General features: G+C 68.4%; 16 protein-coding genes. 11 read left to right on the forward strand and 5 right to left on the reverse strand.

Translation table 11 applies throughout. The annotated features are described in order from the left end of the window. The first annotated feature begins 176 nt into the window (after window positions 1-176). From L3V18_RS14465 to L3V18_RS14480, 4 genes are all read left to right on the forward strand, one after another. A complete protein-coding gene (locus tag L3V18_RS14465) occupies window positions 177-1,292 on the forward strand; it encodes an OmpA family protein (protein WP_425493541.1) in 1,116 nt (371 codons plus the stop codon). A gap of 375 nt (window positions 1,293-1,667) precedes the next feature. Beyond that, window positions 1,668-2,756, forward strand: a complete 1,089-nt coding sequence (locus L3V18_RS14470) for an OmpA family protein (RefSeq protein ID WP_237053722.1) — start codon at window positions 1,668-1,670, stop codon at window positions 2,754-2,756. A 271-nt stretch (window positions 2,757-3,027) separates the two neighbouring features. After that, window positions 3,028-3,543, forward strand: coding sequence for a hypothetical protein (locus L3V18_RS14475; protein ID WP_237053721.1), 516 nt, complete (start codon window positions 3,028-3,030; stop codon window positions 3,541-3,543). 56 nt (window positions 3,544-3,599) lie between these two features. Beyond that, entirely contained in the window at window positions 3,600-4,343 is a 744-nt protein-coding gene (locus tag L3V18_RS14480) for a pseudouridine synthase (RefSeq protein WP_237053723.1), read from the forward strand. 191 nt (window positions 4,344-4,534) lie between these two features. On the opposite strand, the gene kbl is transcribed toward L3V18_RS14480, so the two are convergent. Continuing rightward, complete coding sequence (kbl, locus tag L3V18_RS14485; RefSeq protein WP_237053720.1) at window positions 4,535-5,752, reverse strand: glycine C-acetyltransferase; 1,218 nt, start codon at window positions 5,750-5,752, stop codon at window positions 4,535-4,537. 189 nt (window positions 5,753-5,941) lie between these two features. Here kbl and L3V18_RS14490 point away from each other — a divergent pair, with 189 nt between their 5' ends. Beyond that, window positions 5,942-6,625: a hypothetical protein gene (locus tag L3V18_RS14490; protein WP_237053719.1), complete on the forward strand. Its 684-nt coding sequence runs from the start codon at window positions 5,942-5,944 to the stop codon at window positions 6,623-6,625. Between the two features lie 156 nt (window positions 6,626-6,781). Here L3V18_RS14490 and tdh read toward each other — a convergent pair whose 3' ends face one another. Further along, complete coding sequence (gene tdh, locus L3V18_RS14495; RefSeq protein WP_237053654.1) at window positions 6,782-7,819, reverse strand: L-threonine 3-dehydrogenase; 1,038 nt, start codon at window positions 7,817-7,819, stop codon at window positions 6,782-6,784. A gap of 195 nt (window positions 7,820-8,014) precedes the next feature. Between tdh and L3V18_RS14500 the strand changes: the two genes are divergently transcribed. The 3 genes from L3V18_RS14500 (at window position 8,015) to L3V18_RS14510 (ending at window position 12,954) form a co-directional block, all read left to right on the forward strand. Continuing rightward, window positions 8,015-10,180 (forward strand): S46 family peptidase, encoded by a 2,166-nt coding sequence (locus L3V18_RS14500; RefSeq protein WP_425493472.1) that lies wholly within the window; start codon window positions 8,015-8,017, stop codon window positions 10,178-10,180. 134 nt (window positions 10,181-10,314) lie between these two features. After that, complete coding sequence (locus L3V18_RS14505; protein WP_237053652.1) at window positions 10,315-10,707, forward strand: MerC domain-containing protein; 393 nt, start codon at window positions 10,315-10,317, stop codon at window positions 10,705-10,707. Between the two features lie 156 nt (window positions 10,708-10,863). Next, window positions 10,864-12,954 carry a S46 family peptidase gene (locus L3V18_RS14510; RefSeq protein WP_237053718.1) on the forward strand — a complete coding sequence of 697 codons (2,091 nt, stop codon included), beginning with the start codon at window positions 10,864-10,866 and terminating at the stop codon, window positions 12,952-12,954. Here L3V18_RS14510 and L3V18_RS19510 read toward each other — a convergent pair. Both L3V18_RS19510 and L3V18_RS14515 read right to left on the reverse strand, forming a co-directional pair. Continuing rightward, window positions 12,876-13,436 (reverse strand): DUF6289 family protein, encoded by a 561-nt coding sequence (locus tag L3V18_RS19510; protein ID WP_425493464.1) that lies wholly within the window; start codon window positions 13,434-13,436, stop codon window positions 12,876-12,878. The two genes, L3V18_RS14510 and L3V18_RS19510, sit on opposite strands and share 79 nt — an antisense overlap. A 233-nt stretch (window positions 13,437-13,669) precedes the next feature. Next, a complete protein-coding gene (locus tag L3V18_RS14515; RefSeq protein WP_237053651.1) occupies window positions 13,670-14,083 on the reverse strand; it encodes a DUF3224 domain-containing protein in 414 nt (137 codons plus the stop codon). 297 nt (window positions 14,084-14,380) lie between these two features. Here L3V18_RS14515 and serA point away from each other — a divergent pair, with 297 nt between their 5' ends. Continuing rightward, window positions 14,381-15,946 carry a phosphoglycerate dehydrogenase gene (serA, locus tag L3V18_RS14520; protein ID WP_237053650.1) on the forward strand — a complete coding sequence of 522 codons (1,566 nt, stop codon included), beginning with the start codon at window positions 14,381-14,383 and terminating at the stop codon, window positions 15,944-15,946. A gap of 16 nt (window positions 15,947-15,962) precedes the next feature. Beyond that, window positions 15,963-16,610 (forward strand): histidine phosphatase family protein, encoded by a 648-nt coding sequence (locus L3V18_RS14525; RefSeq protein WP_237053649.1) that lies wholly within the window; start codon window positions 15,963-15,965, stop codon window positions 16,608-16,610. Window positions 16,611-16,685: 75 nt separating this feature from the next. Here L3V18_RS14525 and L3V18_RS14530 read toward each other — a convergent pair whose 3' ends face one another. Beyond that, entirely contained in the window at window positions 16,686-16,910 is a 225-nt protein-coding gene (locus tag L3V18_RS14530) for a DUF6289 family protein (RefSeq protein ID WP_237053648.1), read from the reverse strand. Window positions 16,911-17,133: 223 nt separating this feature from the next. Between L3V18_RS14530 and folC the strand changes: the two genes are divergently transcribed. After that, window positions 17,134-18,405 (forward strand): bifunctional tetrahydrofolate synthase/dihydrofolate synthase, encoded by a 1,272-nt coding sequence (gene folC, locus L3V18_RS14535; protein ID WP_343226306.1) that lies wholly within the window; start codon window positions 17,134-17,136, stop codon window positions 18,403-18,405. Window positions 18,406-18,511: the final 106 nt, after the last annotated feature.

Consider the following 18,511-nt stretch of genomic DNA (forward strand, 5'->3'; position numbering starts at 1 on the left):
CCCCTGTTAAGCCTCGGCCATTCGCGGCCGCCAATGTTAGATACGCGTTAACACCGCTTTCACGAAGACGCGCCTACTCTGCGCCCCGATGGCGTCCGAACACGGGTGACCGTCCAGACGGTATGGATCCTCGCAGACGCGTGTTTCCACATTTATATAGAACCAAGGAGCAACAGATGAATAAGAAACTCCTCTGCGCCGCCCTGCTGGGTGGCCTGGGCCTGGCCCAGGCAGCCAACGCGCAGGACTTCGACGACCGCTGGTACATCACCGGTGCCGCTGGTTTCAACCTCCAGGACAGCGATCGCGAAACCCGCAATGCGCCCTTCGTGAGCCTGGGCCTGGGCAAGTTCATCACTCCGAACTGGTCGATCGACGGCGAGCTGAACTACCAGAACCCGAACTGGGACGAGAACCAGAACCTCAACTGGAGCCAGTACGGCATCTCGTTCGACGCGCGCCGCCACTTCATCCAGGAAGGCCGCAACTGGAATCCCTACCTGCTGATGGGTCTGGGCTACCAGCGCGAGGAGATCGAGACCGACAACTTCCCGAACCCGGACTCCCCGTTCGAGGAGGAAGAAGGCGCAGCCGCGCTGAAGCTCGGTGGCGGTATCCAGGGCGACATGGGCCGCGTGAAGATGCGCGCCGAGCTGGCCTATCGCGCGGTCGCGATCGACGACACCCGCGCCCAGCTGCTGAACGATGATCCGCCGCCGGAGAGGAACGACGGCGAAGACTGGTTCGGCGACGTGCTGGCTTCGGTCGGCGTGGTGATCCCGCTGGGTCCGGAGCCCACCGCCCCGGTGGCTCCGGCGCCGGCGCCGCAGCCGAGCTGTGCGGACCTGGACGACGACGGCGACGGCGTCAACAACTGCGACGACAAGTGCCCGGGTTCGCAGGCCGGCCAGACCATCGGTCCGGACGGCTGTCCGGTGCCGGTGACGATCGACCTGAAGGGCGTGAACTTCGACTTCGACAAGTCGACGCTGCGTCCGGACGCGGTGGCGATCCTGTCGGAGGCGACCGAGATCCTGAGGCGCTATCCGGAGCTGCGCGTCGAAGTGGCCGGTCACACCGACCTGTGCGGTTCGGATGCGTACAACCAGAAGCTGTCGGAGCGTCGCGCGACCGCGGTGTACGACTACCTGACCAGCAACGGCATCGACGCCTCGCGCCTGACCGGCCCGATCGGTTTCGGCGAGAGCCGTCCGCTGGAGTCGACCCCGCAGACCCTGCCGGGCTGCAAGTCGGAGGTCAACCGTCGCACCGAGCTGAACGTGCAGAACTGAGCCGTACCGGCCGGGTCGCAGGACCCGGCTACGGACTCGAAGGAAGCCCGGCCTCGCGCCGGGTTTCCTTTTTCTTCGGCCGGGGAAATCCTCCCGGCGGCGTGGTCCCCGTCATCGCCGGCCGCCGCGTGGCCGACAGACGGCAAGCAGATCAAACGCTTGGCCACGGTGTCTGCAACGCGTCGTTAAGATGTTTTAACAAACTCGTTGACAGTGTATGATCCGGTCGCAGTGACCGCGGTGCGGGCAGGAGCTCGGCGAGCGTGTCCCTGAGTTGCAACGTGCCGTGCGGAATACTGATCGGATTGATCCGATCCTGAGCCGATCCAATCCCTAGACCCTGTCCAAGACCGATCTACCCTAAGGAGTGAGTGTATGAAGATCCGCTTGTTGAGCACCGCTCTGCTCGCCGGCCTGGCGTTCTCGCAGGCTGCTGGCGCGCAGGATTACGACGACCGCTGGTACCTGACCGGTTCCACCGGCTTCAACCTGCAGGACAACGAGCGCGGCACCCGCGATGCGCCGTTCGTCGCTGTCGGCCTGGGCAAGTTCCTCAGCCCGAACTGGTCGCTGGATGGCGAGCTGAACTACCAGAACCCGAACGTCGACGCGAACCAGAACCTGAACTGGAGCCAGTACGGCATCTCGTTCGACCTGCGCCGCCACTTCATCCAGGAAGGCCGCAACTGGAACCCGTATGCATTGCTGGGCATGGGCTACCAGCGCGCCGAGGAAGAGTTCGACGCGTTCCCGAACCCGAACTCGCCGGGTGAGCGCGAAGACGGCAACCTCGCCGCCAAGCTCGGCCTGGGCATCCAGGGCGACGTCGGCAGCCGTGCCAAGATGCGTGCGGAGCTGGCCTATCGCGCCGACTTCGACGACCAGAGCGTCAATGGCGACATCGACGCCGACTGGTTCGGCGACGTGCTGGCCTCGGTCGGCGTGGTGATCCCGCTGGGCGAGCGCGCTGTCGCAGCTCCGGCCCCGGCGCCGGCGCCGCAGCCGAGCTGTGCGGACCTGGACGACGACGGCGACGGCGTCAACAACTGCGACGACAAGTGCCCGGGTTCGCAGGCCGGCCAGACCATCGGTCCGGACGGCTGCCCGGTGCCGGTGACGATCGACCTGAAGGGCGTGAACTTCGACTTCGACAAGTCGACGCTGCGTCCGGACGCGGTGGCGATCCTGTCGGAGGCGACCGAGATCCTGAAGCGCTATCCGGAGCTGCGCGTCGAAGTGGCCGGTCACACCGACCTGTGCGGTTCGGATGCGTACAACCAGAAGCTGTCGGAGCGTCGCGCGACCGCGGTGTACGACTACCTGACCAGCAACGGCATCGACGCTTCGCGCCTGACCGGCCCGATCGGCTACGGCGAGAGCCGTCCGCTGGAAGCGACTGCGCAGACCCTGCCGGGCTGCAAGTCGGAGGTCAACCGTCGCACCGAGCTGAACGTGCAGAACTGAGCACCGCCGGACGGGTTGTGAAACCCGTCCCCGGACTCGAAGGAAGCCCGGCCTCGCGCCGGGTTTCTTTTTGGTGGCGGCCCGCTCACCGACGCGTGTGGCCGATACGTGCGGCCGAGCATGCGGCTGGTGTGTGCGGGCGGTCATGTGCGCCGCTGCCGCAGGTCGCAAACCCGCATTCCGCGGTTGTCGCCGTCGCGGCACGCGCCTACACTCCGAGCACGCCCGCGCGTATCCACAGCGACGGGCGCATCGATACCAGGAGATCTCCATGCAGCGCGCCGTCCTTGCCCTCCCACTCATGCTTCTGGCCGGGGTGGTCCAGGCCCAGCAGGCCGGCGACTGCAGCGCAATGGCCGTGCCCAGGCCGATGCCGATCCGGCCGACGATCGTGGCGCCGGTGTCCGGCGAGCTGACCGTTCCCAGTCATCAGCTGGGCGCGCCGACCGGTGTGCTCGCGCACGCCTTCAACGAGGCGCAGTCGATCGATCAGGTCGTGTTCCGGCTCAAGCTCGAGAACTGCCAGAGCCTCGCCAAGGCGATGCCGGCGACGGAACCTGCCGCGATCGATGCGCAGGCGCCGGCCGCATACGTACCGCGGACCGAGTTCGACAACGGCCCGTGGCGTTTCGACATGAACCAGAACGGCAAGCGGATGACCGCCGAGGAATTCGACGCCTGGATGAAGTCGCGCGGCGTGCGCGTTGCCAAGGGCGCGCCGGCGGCCGCCGCACCGGCGCCGGCGGTCCAGGCGGACGGTCCGCAGACCGAGGGCAGCGGCGAGTAGTCCATGTCCGCATGCGTGTTGACCCGAGGGCGGCCGCGAAAGCGGCCGCTGTCGCGATGGGCCGGGTGAGCGGCCCGCCGGTCCGCCACGGACTGGCCCGCATCCTGTCCAAGCAAGGCGTCTGTTCGCGTACCGAGGCGGCGCGCTGGGTGCTGGCCGGGCGGATCAGCGTGGACGGCCGCGTCGTTCGCGATCCGGAATTCCCGGTCGTGCGCGATCGCCACCGGATCTGCGTGGACGGGCATGACCTGCAGTCGCCAGCCCCGGTCTACCTGATGCTCAACAAGCCGCGCGGCCAGGTCACCACGGTGCGCGACGAGCAGGGCCGCGACACGGTCTATCGCTGCTTCGATGGCGCGCAGCTGCCGTGGGTCGCGCCGGTAGGGCGGTTGGACAAGGCCAGCGAAGGTCTGCTGCTGTTCAGCAACGACACCGGTTGGGCGTCGCGGATCACCGATCCGGCCAGTGGCCCGGACAAGACCTACCACGTCCAGGTCGGCGGCCAGCCCGATGCCGCCGTGCTGGAGGCGCTGGTCGCGGGCATCGACGACAGCGGCGAGCACCTGGCTGCGCGCTCCGTGCGGGTATTGCGGTTGGGCAGCCGCAATGCCTGGCTCGAGGTCGTGCTCGACGAAGGCCGCAACCGGCAGATCCGCCGCCTGCTCGCGGCGTTCCAGCTGCCGGTGCTGCGCCTGGTCCGGGTCGCGATAGGCGAGCTGGCGATCGGCGACCTCGGCAAGGGAGGATGGCGCGAGCTGAGCCGCGAGGAAACCGAGGCGCTGGCGCGGCCCACCCGTTAAGGGCCTCTTGTTCATTCAGAGGTTCCGCGCGCCAGGGATGGCGCGTCCCGCGGATCGAGCATGCAAGTGCTTGATCCAGCGGAAGCAAGGTCGAGCTTGGCTCGACCTTGCGGCGTCCGAGCAAGTCCGGGATGGATCTGTGCAGACCTTTGACCGAGCCGCGCGATCCGCGGCCCTGGTGGCTGCATGTCTCAGCCGGCTTCGAGCACACCCAGCTCGTGGCCGATGCGGGTGAACGCATCGATCGCCCGGTCCAGATGTTCGCGGGTGTGCGCGGCGCTCATCTGGGTGCGGATGCGCGCCTGGCCCTTCGGTACCACCGGGTAGAAGAAGCCGATCGCGTAGATCCCTTCCTCCAGCAGCCGCTCGGCGAACTTCTGCGCCAGGGGGGCGTCGTAGAGCATCACCGGCACGATCGGGTGCACGCCCGGCTTCAGGTCGAAGCCGGCAGCCGCCATCCGTTCGCGGAAGTAGGCGGTGTTTTCCTGCAGCCGCTCGCGCAGTTCGCCGGCGCTGGAGAGCATCTCGAACGCCTTGATGCCGGCGGCGACCACGTGCGGCGGCAGCGAGTTGGAGAACAGGTACGGACGCGAGCGCTGGCGCAGCATCTCGATCACCTCGCGCCTGGCCGTGGTGAAGCCGCCGAGCGCGCCGCCCATCGCCTTGCCGAGCGTACCGGTGATGATGTCGATCTTCTCCAGCACGCCCTTGACCTCGGCCGAGCCCTTGCCGTGCGCACCCAGGAAGCCTGTCGCGTGGCATTCGTCGATGTGGACCAGCGCGCCGTACTTCTCCGCCAGCGCCGTGATCTCGTCGAGCGGAGCGATGAAGCCGTCCATCGAGAACACGCCGTCGGTGGTGATCAGCCGGGTCCTGCAGCCGGCTGCGTCGGCAGCCTGCAGCTGTGCCTCCAGGTCGGCCATGTCGCAGTTCGCGTAGCGGAAGCGTTGCGCCTTGCACAAACGCACGCCGTCGATGATTGAAGCATGGTTGAGGGCGTCGGAGATGATCGCGTCCTCGGGCCCCAGCAACGGTTCGAACAGGCCGCCGTTGGCGTCGAAGCATGCGGCATAAAGGATCGTGTCCTCGGTGCCGAAGAAGTCGGCGATGGTCTGCTCCAGCTGCTTGTGCAGATCCTGGGTGCCGCAGATGAAGCGGACCGAGGCCATCCCGAAGCCGTGGCTGTCGAGCGCATCCTTCGCCACCTGGATGATGTCCGGATGGTCGGCCAGGCCGAGATAATTGTTCGCGCAGAAATTCAGCACCGTGCGTCCGTCGGCGAGGGTGATCTCGGCCGACTGCGGACTGGTGATGATCCGCTCGGCCTTGAACAGGCCCTGCTCGCGGATCGAGTCGAGTTCCTCGGCGTAGCGGGCGGTCGGCGAGTCGTGGACGGCGTCGTTGGGCATGTTCGGCTCCGGCGTGGCTGGGAGAGTGCGGCGCGCGGCCAGCGGCGGCGCGGATCGGGCGTGGATCGTCAGCGGACCATTCTATCGCCGGCCGCCGACGGGATCGCGTGGCGGTCGCGGCCTCAAGGTGAGGGTGACCGCGCGCTGGTGTCCCGGCACCGGAGGGTTCTAACATCGGGCGGTATGGAGGTGCCCAAGCCGACGTCCGCTCCGACCGGCCTGCCGGCATGGCCGCTGCCGCTGCTCTGCGCACTGCTGCCGCTGTTGGCGGCCCATCTTGCGTGGTGGCTGTCGGTCCAGGGCGAACTGGTCGCGGCTTGCAATCCCTATCTCGATGGCTGCGTGTCGATCAGTCGTGCGGCGCGCCATGGGCTGGGCAATCTGCTGTTCCGCCTGGCGATGCTGCCGTGCGCGACCGTGCAGGTCGCGGTCTGGTGGTGCGCGGCACAGTGGCTGCAACGTGGCACCGGCGTGCCCGCGCGGGCCTTGCCATGGCTGGGGCTGACCGCAGGAGCGTTCCTGGGCTTGTACGCGGCGTTCCTGGGCAGCGAAGGCGAGACCTATGGTCTGTTGCGCCGCTACGGGATCACGGTCTATTTCGGCGCGAGCTTTCTCGCGCTGATGTCGGTGCTGCGAAGGATGTCGCGGCAGTGGCAGGATGCGCCCGCGTTCGCACCGCTGCGGATTGTCGCGCTGGGCATGCTGGCGGTGGGGCTCGCGAGCGTGACGGTCACCGCGTCGGTGGCCGATCAGCTGGCCCGCGACCGATGGGAGAACCGGCTGGAATGGGCCTTGGGGTTGTGGCTGACCGCGATGTTCGCGGTGCTCGCCTGGCATTGGTGGCGCGAACGGCTGCGTATCGTGCTCAAGTGATCGTGCTCGGGCAGATGGGGCCGTAGGAGCGGCGTGAGCCGCGATCGGACTTTCACGGGAAAGCGTCATCGCGGCTCACGCCGCTCCTACGGGGGGCTTGCAGGCAGGATTGGGCCGCCGGCCGATGCGGCGGTTGCCGGGCAATCCGCTGGCGCGTCAGCTCACCCAGCTCAGCACCACCTTGCCGGCCTTGCCCGATTCCATCAGGTCGAAGCCTTGCTGGAACTCGTCGATCGGCAACTGGTGGGTCAGCACCTTGCCGAGCGGGAAGCCCGACAGCACGAGCTGCGTCATCTTGTACCAGGTCTCGTACATCTTGCGGCCGTAGATGCCGTGGATGGTGAGGCCCTTGAAGATGATCTTGTCCCAGTCGGCGCCGGCGCCCTTGGGCATGATGCCAAGCATCGCGATCTTGCCGCCGTGGTACATGCAGTCGAGCATGTCGTTGAACGCGCGCGGGTTGCCGCTCATCTCCAGGCCGACGTCGAAGCCCTCCATGTGCAGGTCGGCCATCACCTCCTTCAGCGAGGTGTTGGCGACGTTGACGACGCGGGTCGCCCCCATGTCGGCGGCGAGCTTGAGCCGGTAGTCGTTGACGTCGGTGACCACCACGTTGCGTGCGCCGATGTACTTGCAGATGCCGGCGGCGATGATGCCGATCGGCCCTGCGCCGGTGATCAGCACGTCCTCGCCGACGACGTCGAATTCCAGCGCGCAATGGGCGGCGTTGCCGTACGGATCGAAGAACGCGGCCAGTTCGCTGGGGATCTGGTCCGGGATCGGCCACAGGTTGCTGGCCGGCATCACGATGTACTCGGCGAACGCGCCATTGCGGTTCACGCCGATGCCGATCGTGTTCGGGCACAGGTGCTGGCGGCCGGCGCGGCAGTTGCGGCAGTGGCCGCAGACGATGTGGCCCTCGGCGGAGACACGCTGGCCGATCCGGTAGCCGGTCACGCCCGGTCCGATCTCGACGACGCGGCCGACGAACTCGTGGCCGATCACCAGTCCCGGCTTGATCGTGCGCTGGCTCCACTCGTCCCACAGGTAGATGTGCAGGTCGGTGCCGCAGATCGCGGTCTTCTCCAGTTTGACCAGGACCTCGTTCGGGCCCGGCGACGGTACCGGCACCTCTTCCAGCCAGATGCCTTTGCCGGCTTCGCGTTTGACCAGTGCCTTCATCGTTTGCGTCATGGGTGTCGCCGGGGCGGTGGGAGAGGGCGGCAATTATACGCCCGGCCCCGCGCCGCTCCTGCGGGGGAGTGCCGGCCATGCAGCCGCGCCGTGGCGGGCGTCTTGCCGTTCGTGGCCATTGGGAAGTACCGGTTTGCCGCCGGTTGCGGAGTTCGCCTATCGTCCCGGACTTCCCGCCGGATGAACGGACCGACCATGCGCCACCGTCTGCTGCTGCCCGCCCTCGCATATGCCCTGATCGCCGCCGGCGCGACGCCCGCTTGCGCGGACGAGGGCATGTGGATGCCGTCGCAGCTGCCCGATATCGCCGGGCAGATGAAAGCGGCCGGCTTCGAAGGCCGGCCCGAAGCGCTGAGCGAGCTGGCGCAGCCGCCGATGAACGCCGTAGTCAAGGTTGGAGGCGGCAGCGGCGCGTTCGTGTCCGCGGACGGTCTGGTGCTGACCAATCATCATGTCGCATTCGGAGTCATTCAATACAACAGCACGTCCGGGCGCGATCTGATCGCGGACGGCTTCGTCGCCGCCGATCGCGCTGCCGAGCTGCCCGCCAATCCCGACTACCGGGTGCTGGTGACGACCGGTTTCGAGCGCATCACCGACAGGGTCCTCGCTGCCGCTGGCGGCAAGCGCGGGCGCGCCTACTTCGATGCCGTCGACGCCGCCGGCAAGACGGCGGTGGCCGAGTGCGAGCAGGCGCCGGCGCAGCGCTGCAGCATCGCCAACATGTACTACGGCAGCGATTTCTACCTCGTCCGACAGCTCGAACTGCGCGACATCCGTCTGGTCTACGCGCCGCCGGGCAGCATCGGCAACTATGGCGGGGAGGTCGACAATTTCATGTGGCCGCGCCACAGCGGCGACTTCACCCTGTTGCGCGCCTACGTCGGCCCGGACGGCCGCCCGGCCGATCATTCGCCCGGCAACGTGCCGTTCAAGCCGCCGGCGCATCTGCAGATGTCGACCCGCAACGTGAAGCAGGGCGACTACGCGATGCTGGCCGGCTACCCGGGGATCACCTTCCGGCACAGGATGGCGTCGGAATTCGCAGGTCAGGTCGAATGGCAGCTGCCGTCGCGCATCGCGCTGTACCGGCGGATGATCGAGGTGATCGAACGCGCGGGCGCCAGCGACGCCGAGGCGCGGGTGCGCTACGCCTCGCAGCTGCGCGGTCTGCTCAACGGCCTCAAGCGCGCGCAAGGCGAGCTCGACGGCCTGCGGCGCAGCGATGCGGTCTCCGTCCGCCGTGCCGACGAGACGGCGATGCTGGCCTGGCTCGACGGCCGGGCGGACGCCGATGCCATCCGCGCCGACATCGCCGCGGCACAGGCGGTGCTCGACGAGGTCGCCGCGACCCGCGACCGCGATCAGCTGGTGGCGCAGATCCTGCGCCAGACGCAGCTGCTGCGTGCGGCGGTGACGGTGCAACGGCTCGCGCTCGAGCGGGACAAGCCCGGCGCCGAACGCGAGTCCGGCTATCAGCAGCGCGATGAGGCGTTGATCGAGGGCCAGTTGCGCCAGGTGCAGCGCCGGTACGCGCCGTCGGTCGAGCAGGCGCTGCTGACCGATCTCGTCCTGCAGTATCTGACGTTGCCGGCCGACCAGCACCTGCCCGAGTTCGACGCGGTGTTCGGCACCTCCCCGGAGCAGGTGCGTGCATCGGTCGGCGCGCTGTATGCCGGCACCGCGTTGGGCGACGAGGAGGTCCGTGTCGCGGCGATGCAGGCCGATCGCGATGCACTGGCCGCATCGCAGGATCCATTGCTGCGGGCCGCCGCGCGGCTGATGCCGGCACTGCTGCGCCTGGAGGACGCGTTCAAGACCCACGAGGGCGAGCTGCTGCGCCTGCGTCCGGCCTACATGCGTGCCTTGACCGGCTTCCGCGAAGCCAATGGCCAGGCGGTGTACCCGGATGCGAATTCGACGCTGCGGGTCAGCTACGGCCGGATCAGCACGCTCGATCCACGCGACGGCGTTCGCTATCGGCCGTTGACCACGGTGCAGGGCATCGTCGAGAAACACACCGGCGAGGAGCCGTTCGACGCGCCGCGGCCGCTGCTCGAGGCGATCGCCCGGGGCGATTTCGGCAGCACCGCCGAGCCGAGCCTGGACACCCAGACCGTCAACTTCATGACCAACCTGGACACCACCGGCGGCAACTCCGGTTCGCCGGTGCTGGACGCCGAGGGAAGGCTGATCGGCCTGAACTTCGACAGCAACTGGGAGGCCGTCAGCGCAAGCTGGATGTACGACCCGCGCTACAAGCGCGCGATCCACGTCGACATGCGCTACCTGCGCTGGCTGATGTCCAAGGTCTATCCGGCCCCCCACCTGCTGGAGGAGATGCGGCTGCCGGCCGAATAGGCGCGCGGCCATCTCCCGGCCTGCCGGGCGATGGCCAGCGCCCGGTGGTGCGGGCGGGAAACGCGCCAGCATCGGCACGTCGGGTCCGTTTCCGAATTGTTATAATGTAACAATTCCAAAGCGGATGGTGCGCGATGAAGTCTGCCGGGCTCTACCTGCTCGATGCTTCGGCGATCGGCCTGTCGGGGCTGTGCCTGCTGCATTGCATCGCGTTGCCGGTGCTGGCGGCCTTTTTGCCGATGCTCGCGATCTGGTCCAAGGCGGCGTGGGTGCATCTGCTGCTCGTCGTGCTCGCGGCCCCGCTTGCCGCCGCCGGATTCTGGCGGTCGCACCGGTTGCGGCCGTTGCCATGGGCGTTGTGGGGATTGGCGATGGCCGGGCTGGCCGCATTGCTGGCCGGCGCACTCGGCTGGACCGACGAGAACCGGGAGACGTCCTTCACCGTGGCCGGCAGCATGTCGCTGGCAAGCGCGCACCTCTGGAACTGGTGCCGGCGTCATCGGATCGACATCGATGCCGGCGCCTGAAAGAGCCGGGCCCGCGCCCGGATCGACCATCACCGAGCTAGACTCGCCGATCGACTTCGTAGGGAGATGCATCAGATGCGTTATTCGACTCTAGCGATGGCCGCGACACTGTTCGTTGCCTGCGCAGCCGCCGGAGAGGCCCGTGCGGGCGAAGGCATGTGGGTGCCGCAGCAGTTGCCGGAGATCGCCAAGCCGCTGCGCAAGGCAGGACTGAAGCTCGACCCCGAGCAGCTGGCCGACCTGACCGGCGACCCGATGGGCGCGGTGGTGTCGCTGGGTGGCTGCACCGCGAGTTTCGTGTCCCCGCAGGGCCTGGTGGTGACCAACCATCACTGCGCGTATGGGGCGATCCAGCTCAACTCGACGCCGGAAAGCAACCTGATGCAGGACGGTTTCAATGCGGCGACGCGCGGCGAGGAAGTCTCCGCCGGGCCGAACGCGCGGATCTATGCGCTGGATTCGATCCGTGATGTCACCGCGCAGGTGAAAACCGCGATCGAAGCCGCTCCGGACGCGCTCGGCCGTACCCGCGCGCTGGAAACCGTCGAGAAGCAGCTGGTCGCCGACTGCGAGGCCGAGGACGGCTACCGCTGCCGTCTCTACAGCTTCGCCGGCGGCAACACGTATCGCCTGTTCCGCAACCTCGAGATCCGCGACGTGCGCCTGGTCTACGCGCCGCCGGGCAGTGTCGGCAACTATGGGGGCGAGGTCGACAACTGGATGTGGCCGCGCCACACCGGCGACTTTTCGTTCTACCGCGCCTACGTCGGCAAGGACGGCAAGCCCGCCGCCTACGCCGAGGACAATGTTCCATACCAGCCGAAGCACTGGCTGAAGATCGCCGATCGCCCGCTCGAGGCCGGCGACTTCGTGATGGTGGCCGGTTACCCGGGGCGTACCGCACGTTATGCGCTCGCCGAGGAGTTCGACGAAACCGCAAACTGGACCTATCCGACCGTCGGCCGGCACTACCGGAACCTGGTCGCGCTGGTCGAGGCCGCCGGCAAGCAGGACCCGGAAATCGCGGTGAAGTACGCCAGCACCGTGCGCGGCTGGCAGAACGCGATGAAGAACTACGATGGCCAGCTTGAAGGCTTCCGCCGCATCGATGCCACCGCGACCAAGCATGCCGAGGAAACGGCGGTGCTGGAGTGGCTGCGCGGACGGGGCGAGGCGGGCAGGGCGGCACTGGAGGCCCACGCGCGACTGGTGGAGCTCGACGAGCAGGCGCGTGCCCATCGCGAGCGCGACCTGGTGTTCGGCCAGCTGCGCCATACCGGCGCGATCGGCGCCGCGGTCCAGCTCTACCGTCTGTCGATCGAGCGCGCGAAGCCCGATGCCGAGCGCGAGCCTGGCTACCAGGAGCGCGACCTGCCGGCGTTCGAGGGCGGTTTGCAGCAGATGGAGCGCCGCTACGACCCGAAGATGGACCGCGAGCTGCAGGCCTACTGGCTGCGCGAGTACCTGAAGCTGCCGCAGACGCAACGCGTGGCGGTGGTCGACGAGTGGCTCGGCGGCAACGATCAGGCGGCCATCGACAAGGCACTCGACACGCTGGCCAGGACCGACCTGGGCGTCACCGAGATCCGCCTCAACCTGATGAAGTCCGACCGTGCCGCGTTCGAGAAGAGCCGCGATCCGGCGATCCGGTTCGCGGTCGCGATCATGCCGACCCTGCTCGCGCTGGAGGAGGAGGGCAAGGCACGAGCCGGTGACGCGCTGCTGGCACGCCCGCTGTACCTGCAGGCGGTTGCCGACTACAGGAAGAGCAAGGGTGGATTCGTCTATCCGGACGCCAATTCCTCGCTGCGGATCACCTTCGGCAACGTGATGAGCTATACCAAGGCCGACGGCAGCGTGCAGGCGCCGTTCACCCGGCTGGAGGAGGTCGCTGCCAAGGCCACCGGCGAGGCGCCGTTCGACGCGCCGCAGGCGCTGCTCGATGCGGTCGCGGCCAAGAATTACGGCGGCCTGACCGACCGGGAGCTGGGCACCGTGCCGGTCAACTTCATGGCCGATCTCGACATCACCGGCGGCAATTCCGGTTCGCCGGCGATGGACGCGCATGGCCGCTTGGTCGGACTGGTGTTCGACATGAACTGGGAAAGCGTCAGCTCGAACTGGGTGTTCGATCCGGCGATGACGCGGGTGATCGGCGTCGATCAGCGTTACATGCGCTGGATCATGCAGGAGGTGTTCCCGGCACCGCAGGTGCTGGCTGAGCTGGGCGTGCCGGAGAAGGACTGAAGCTCCTCATGTCGCCGGATACGCGAACGGGCCGGCACTGCCGGCCCGTTCGCGGCAGCGGAAATCCGTTCGCCCCGGGATCGGACCCCGGGGTCGCAGATGAAGTATCCGTCGGAGTAGTTGCGCGTGGCCTTGCCCCAGCTCTCGCGGTTGCCGTCGCAGCGGATCGTGCTGTAGCCGACCAACTGCCCTGCGTCGTCGAAGTAATAGTAGAACTGCCCGGGCCCGGTTCTGTGACCGTTGCCAATACCGTTCGTTCGAACCGTGCGTTCGGTAGCGGGCGTGTGGCCGGGCGCTTGGAAAGGGGCGCGGATGCTCCCCGGTGATTCTCGCCAAGAAAGGCGCCATGCGCTGGAAGCGGAAGTGTTCGACCGCCAACCATCGGTGTTGGACGTCGCCTCAAGGCAAGAATCAAGGGCCTTCCCCGACACACCTCCATCGCAAACGGATAAAGCTCCGGGATTTTTCGATTCGCCATCCATGGCTCGGTCGAAAAACGGCGCGTATCCATGCGCGCCGCCCTCCGGGTCTACAGTCGACACAGGCTGTCGGAGCGACGCAGCCGTCCCGGCGGGCGTCAGGAGCGGACGGTTTTGGTTCCTTTTGCCGAGACAAAAGGAACCCGCCGAAGGCGGAAGCCTTTGATCGTGGCTTCAGGGCGAAGGAGCCGTGCGATGGCCCGGGTCATGTCGCTGGCGTGGCGGCACTACCGCATTCACGAAGCGTCCGAGGACGCCGGCAGCGAGTAGTCGAACGTGTAGAAATGCCTGCCGTCGACGATGTCGATCGCGATGCGGCCGCGCAGGCCGGCCAGTTGGCCGTCGCCGGAATCGGGTACCACGGTCAGCGTCAGGGTTGGCGCGCCGCGGTCCATCGTGCCGCTGTGCTGGGTTACGAAGCTGCCCGGGCGGCCTTCGAGCGAGCCTTCGATCCGCTCGATCGCGACATAGGCGGCCGAACCTTCGACCGCAGTGCCGACGGCGAGCATCTGGACCACGCCGGTCGCGTCCAGCGGGCCATGGAAACGCTTGTCGAAGCGCACATGGCGCACCGCGATGTCGCCGCCGAGTTCGAGCATGCCCTGCGGTGTCGCGCTGACCTCGAATTCGCCCTTGATCTGCCTGTTCACGCCATGCGCTCCGATCGGTTGTCCAGTTGGGGATGGCATCTTCGCCCGGCCGGCGGCGGTTTCCAACGCAACTGTTGCGTCGCAGCACCAATCTGCTAGCCTCGTCGGCATCGCGGATTCCCATGCCAGCCGGCCCCGTTTCCCGACCGAAGGTACGTCCAGGCTCCGAGCCTCGGCCGTATCGACCGACCTGCAGGCCCTGCCACAGGTCCAGCCGCTCCCCGACCGGGCGGTCTCTTCCATCGAGCGTGCCGGCTGCATGCGTTCCGCGGGTCCTTCCACCCACTGGAGCATGCAATGAAAGTCCTGGCCTGCGATGGCATCCACGAAGACGGCCTCAACCTGTTCCGCGATGCGGGATGGGAGGTCGAAATCGCCCCCGAACCGATCAAGGATCCCGAAGCCCTGGCCGACAAACTGGCCGGTTTCGATGCGGTACTGGTCCGCTCGGCGACCAAGATTCCGGTCGCGGCACTGGCGAAGGCGGAGAAGCTGAAGGTGATCGGCCGCGCCGGCGCCGGTGTCGACACCATCGACGTCGACGCCGCCACCGCACGTGGCATCGCGGTGATGAACGCGCCCGACGGCAACACCCTGGCGGCCGCCGAGCATGCGATCTCGCTGCTGTTCGCGCTGGCCCGCCACATTCCGCGCGCCGACGCCGGAATGAAGGCTGGCGAGTGGCCGAAGGCCGGCCTCACCGGCTTTGAGCTGGAGGGCAAGAAGCTGGGCGTGATCGGCCTGGGCCGGATCGGCGGAACCGTCGCGCGCAAGGCCGCCGGCATCGGCATGGAGGTCGCCGCGCACGACCCGTTCCTGCCCGCCGGTGCCGCCGCCAAGGGCAGCGTGCCGTTGAAGGGGCTGGACGAGCTGCTGGCGTGGGCCGACATCGTCACCCTGCACATCCCGCGCACCAAGGAGACCACCAACCTGCTGTCGGAAGCGCGGATGCGTGCGATGAAGAGGGGCGCCTACCTGATCAATGCCGCCCGCGGCGGCCTGGTCGACGAGGCCGCGCTGATCCGGTTGCTCGACGAGGGCCATCTGGCCGGCGCCGCGCTGGACACCTTCGCCACCGAACCGCTGCAGGCCGATTCGCCGTTGCGCGGCCACCCGCGGCTGATCCTGACACCGCACCTGGGCGCGTCGACCAGCGAGGCGCAACAGGCGGTCAGCACGATCCTGGCGCGCCAGATCATCGACTTCACCGCCACCGGCGCGGTCGCCGGCTGCGTCAACCTGCCGCCGCTGACCGCCGAGGCCGCGCGCGAGGTCGGGCCGTGGATGCCGCTGATGTCCGCGCTGGGCCGTCTCGCCGCACGCCTGGTGCCGGCACCGACCCGGCTGCACGTGACCTACGCCGGTCGCACCGAAGGCCTGGATACGCGACCGCTGACCCGTTTGCTGGTGGCGGCGCTGATGGGCACCGCGTCGGGCAGGGTCACCCCGGTCAACGCACTGCACGAAGCCGCGGCGCGTGGCCTGACGGTGGCCGAGACTGTCGGCGGCGACGGCGACGGCTTCGACCGCCTGCTGCGGGTGCGGATCGAGAACGGCGAGCGCGCCCGCGAGGTCGAGGCGACCCTGCACCGGGGGCCCCGGGTCGTGCGCCTGGACGGGGTCGAGATCGAATTCGACCCGCTCGCGCCGGTTCTGCTGATGCGCAACGAGGACCGTCCCGGCATGATCGGCACGGTCGGCTCGAAGCTGGGCGCGGCCGGCGTCAACATCGTCAACTTCGCGCTCGGTGCGGCCGGCGACGGCCAGGCGCGTGCGGCGATCACCGTCGACCGCGCGGTCACCGACGCCGAGCTGGCGGAGTTGCGCGCGGTTCCCGGCGTCCTGTCCCTCCACCAGGTCTGAGCACGGGAGCCGATCGATGCGAGTACTGTTAGCCCGCCACGGCGAGACGCCGTGGAACGCCGAGGGCCGCTACCAGGGCCAGGAAGACATTCCGCTGTCGCCGATCGGTGAAGCACAGGCGCGTGCGCTGGGCGAACGCCTGCACGCGGTGCCGATCGCCCGCGCGGTGGCGTCGCCGTTGTCGCGCGCCCGCACCACCGCCGAACTCGCGCTCGGTGATCGCGCCGGCCTGCTGGCCACCGATGCGGGATTGATGGAGATCGGCCACGGCGAATGGGAGGGCCTGCTCGCCAGCGAGATCCGCGAGCGGGATCCCGAGCGCCTGCGCGCCTGGCGCGAGGCGCCGGAGACCGTGCTGATGCCGGGCGAGGGCGGCGAATCGCTGCAGCAGGTGTTCGACCGTGCCTGGCCGGCGCTGCAGCGCGCCGGCGAGGGACTCGCCAGCGACGAGACCCTGCTGGTGGTCGCCCACGACGCGGTCAACCGGGTGATTCTCTGTCATCTGCTCGGGATTCCGTTCCGCCGGCTGTGGACGTTCCGGCAGGCGCCGACCACGCTGAACCTGCTCGAGGGCGACCGGGTCGAGACCCTCGACGTGGTCCGCCTCAACGACTGCGGCCACCACACCGCGCTGTTCGGCGAAGCGGTGCACCGGGCGCTGTAAGAGCGGTTCACCGTTCCCGATGCGAAACGGCCGCCATGAAGCCCATGGCGGCCGTCCGGTTCACGGCGGTCCGGCTCAGGGCAAATTGCAGAACAGCTGGCCGTTGGCGACCGGGTGGGAGGTGCGGGTGCCGGTGTAGCTGAAGACGCCGTCGCAGCTGACCTGGTAGGTGCCGACGACGTTGCCGTTGTCGTCCAGATAGACGCCCAGCTCGCCATTGCGCGGCTTGGCGATGGCGACGCCTGCGACGATGGCGGCGGCCAGGCCCAGGCCGATGATCCACTTGCTACGCGGTTGCATGCGCATCCTGCTTCTCCTTGGTGTCTGTATGCGGTCTTCGTTGGGATGTCGGCGAACCGACCGGCCGATTCTTGGCGCGGAGGCCGGGACATGCGTAAAGACGAGGTGAGTTCCGCGATAATTGGTGCTCCACATGCCCGAATCGTGCGGTCACGCGCATCCGGGCCGTGATCGTCATCCACCCGTTCGCCGCGCGTCCGCGGCGTCTGCGCAGGAGTCCCGCGTGGCCACGCTCGCCGACTGGCTTGCCCGCATCGAGAAGCAGCACCCCAGGGCCATCGACATGGGGCTGGAGCGCGTGCGCGAGGTTGCAGCGAGGATGGGCCTGGGACGGCCCGCCAAGCAGGTGATCACCGTCGCCGGCACCAACGGCAAGGGCTCGACGGTGGCCTTCATCGAGGCGATCGCACGCAGTGCCGGCTGGCGAAGCGGCGCCTACACCTCCCCGCATCTGCTTGCCTACAACGAGCGCGTGCGGATCGACGGCAGCGATGCCGTCGATGACGCGCTCGTCGAAGCCTTCGAGGCGGTCGAGGCGGCGCGCGGTGCGACCCCGCTGACCTATTTCGAACACGGGACACTGGCCGCGCTGTGGTTGTTCGAGCGCGCCGGCCTCGACCTCGCGATCCTCGAGGTCGGCCTCGGCGGGCGCCTGGACGCGACCAACGTCGTCGACCCGGACGTGGCGGTGATCACCACCGTCGATGTCGACCACCAGGACTGGCTCGGCGAGGACCGCGAGGCGATCGGGCGCGAGAAGGCGGGCGTCGCGCGTGGCTGGCGACCGCTGGTGCTCGGCGACGACGACCCGCCGTCGAGCGTGCTGCGCCATGCCTATGCGATCGGCGCTTCGGCGCTGCGGATCGGCTGCGACTTCTTTTTCGAGCCGCCGCCGCCCGAGGGCGGGCACTGGCGCTGGCGCGAGGTCGGCTACGAACTGGAACTGCCGATGCCGGCGCTGGCCGCACCGGTGCAGTTGCGCAATGCCGCGGTCGCGATCGCCGCGTTGCGGGCACTGCCGGCGCCACCGAAGCCGCTGCCGGCGTCGGCGATCGCCACCGGCATGGCCACTGCGGTGGTGGCCGGACGGCTGCAGCGCTTCGAGCGGGATGGCGTGAGCGTGCTGGTCGACGTCGGCCACAACCCGCAGGCGGCGCGGGCGCTGGCGGAATGGCTGCGCGCGCAACCGGCGGCTGGACGGACCCGCGCGGTGTACGCGGCGCTGGACGACAAGGATGCGGCCGGGGTGGTCACCGCCCTGGCCGAGGAGATCCACGACTGGTTCCTGGCAGGGCTGGAGGATGCCGGGGCGCGCGGCAGCGGTGTCGATGCGCTGGCGGTGCGCCTGGCCGGCACCGCGGCGGCGGCCGGCCGGCGCAATGCCGACGTTGCCACTGCGCTGGCCGCGGCCCTGGCCGGGGCGCAGGCCGGCGACCGGATCCTGGTGTTCGGCTCTTTCCACACCGTGGCGGCGGCGTTGCAGGTGTTGCGCTGAAGTCCTCAGCAGGATGTCCGCGACAGCCGCGACTGAACCGTGACCCACCCCGGGAACAGGCGTCCAGGCGGGCAGGGGTATAATCGCGTCGCGAATCGTCCTGGCC

Origin of the sequence: Marilutibacter chinensis, from assembly GCF_021725675.1 — a bacterium.
GTDB classification, from domain to species: Bacteria; Pseudomonadota; Gammaproteobacteria; order Xanthomonadales; family Xanthomonadaceae; genus Marilutibacter; species Marilutibacter chinensis.

Coding starts and splice junctions, on each gene's coding strand:
- L3V18_RS14465 (WP_425493541.1), top strand. CDS start 177: ATGAATAAGAAACTCCTCTGCGCCGCCCTGCTGGGTGGCCTGGGCCTG.
- L3V18_RS14470 (WP_237053722.1), top strand. CDS start 1,668: ATGAAGATCCGCTTGTTGAGCACCGCTCTGCTCGCCGGCCTGGCGTTC.
- L3V18_RS14475 (WP_237053721.1), top strand. CDS start 3,028: ATGCAGCGCGCCGTCCTTGCCCTCCCACTCATGCTTCTGGCCGGGGTG.
- L3V18_RS14480 (WP_237053723.1), top strand. CDS start 3,600: ATGGGCCGGGTGAGCGGCCCGCCGGTCCGCCACGGACTGGCCCGCATC.
- kbl (WP_237053720.1), bottom strand. CDS start 5,752: ATGCCCAACGACGCCGTCCACGACTCGCCGACCGCCCGCTACGCCGAG.
- tdh (WP_237053654.1), bottom strand. CDS start 7,819: ATGACGCAAACGATGAAGGCACTGGTCAAACGCGAAGCCGGCAAAGGC.
- L3V18_RS14500 (WP_425493472.1), top strand. CDS start 8,015: ATGCGCCACCGTCTGCTGCTGCCCGCCCTCGCATATGCCCTGATCGCC.
- L3V18_RS14505 (WP_237053652.1), top strand. CDS start 10,315: ATGAAGTCTGCCGGGCTCTACCTGCTCGATGCTTCGGCGATCGGCCTG.
- L3V18_RS14510 (WP_237053718.1), top strand. CDS start 10,864: ATGTGGGTGCCGCAGCAGTTGCCGGAGATCGCCAAGCCGCTGCGCAAG.
- L3V18_RS19510 (WP_425493464.1), bottom strand. CDS start 13,436: ATGGATGGCGAATCGAAAAATCCCGGAGCTTTATCCGTTTGCGATGGA.
- serA (WP_237053650.1), top strand. CDS start 14,381: ATGAAAGTCCTGGCCTGCGATGGCATCCACGAAGACGGCCTCAACCTG.
- L3V18_RS14525 (WP_237053649.1), top strand. CDS start 15,963: ATGCGAGTACTGTTAGCCCGCCACGGCGAGACGCCGTGGAACGCCGAG.
- L3V18_RS14530 (WP_237053648.1), bottom strand. CDS start 16,910: ATGCAACCGCGTAGCAAGTGGATCATCGGCCTGGGCCTGGCCGCCGCC.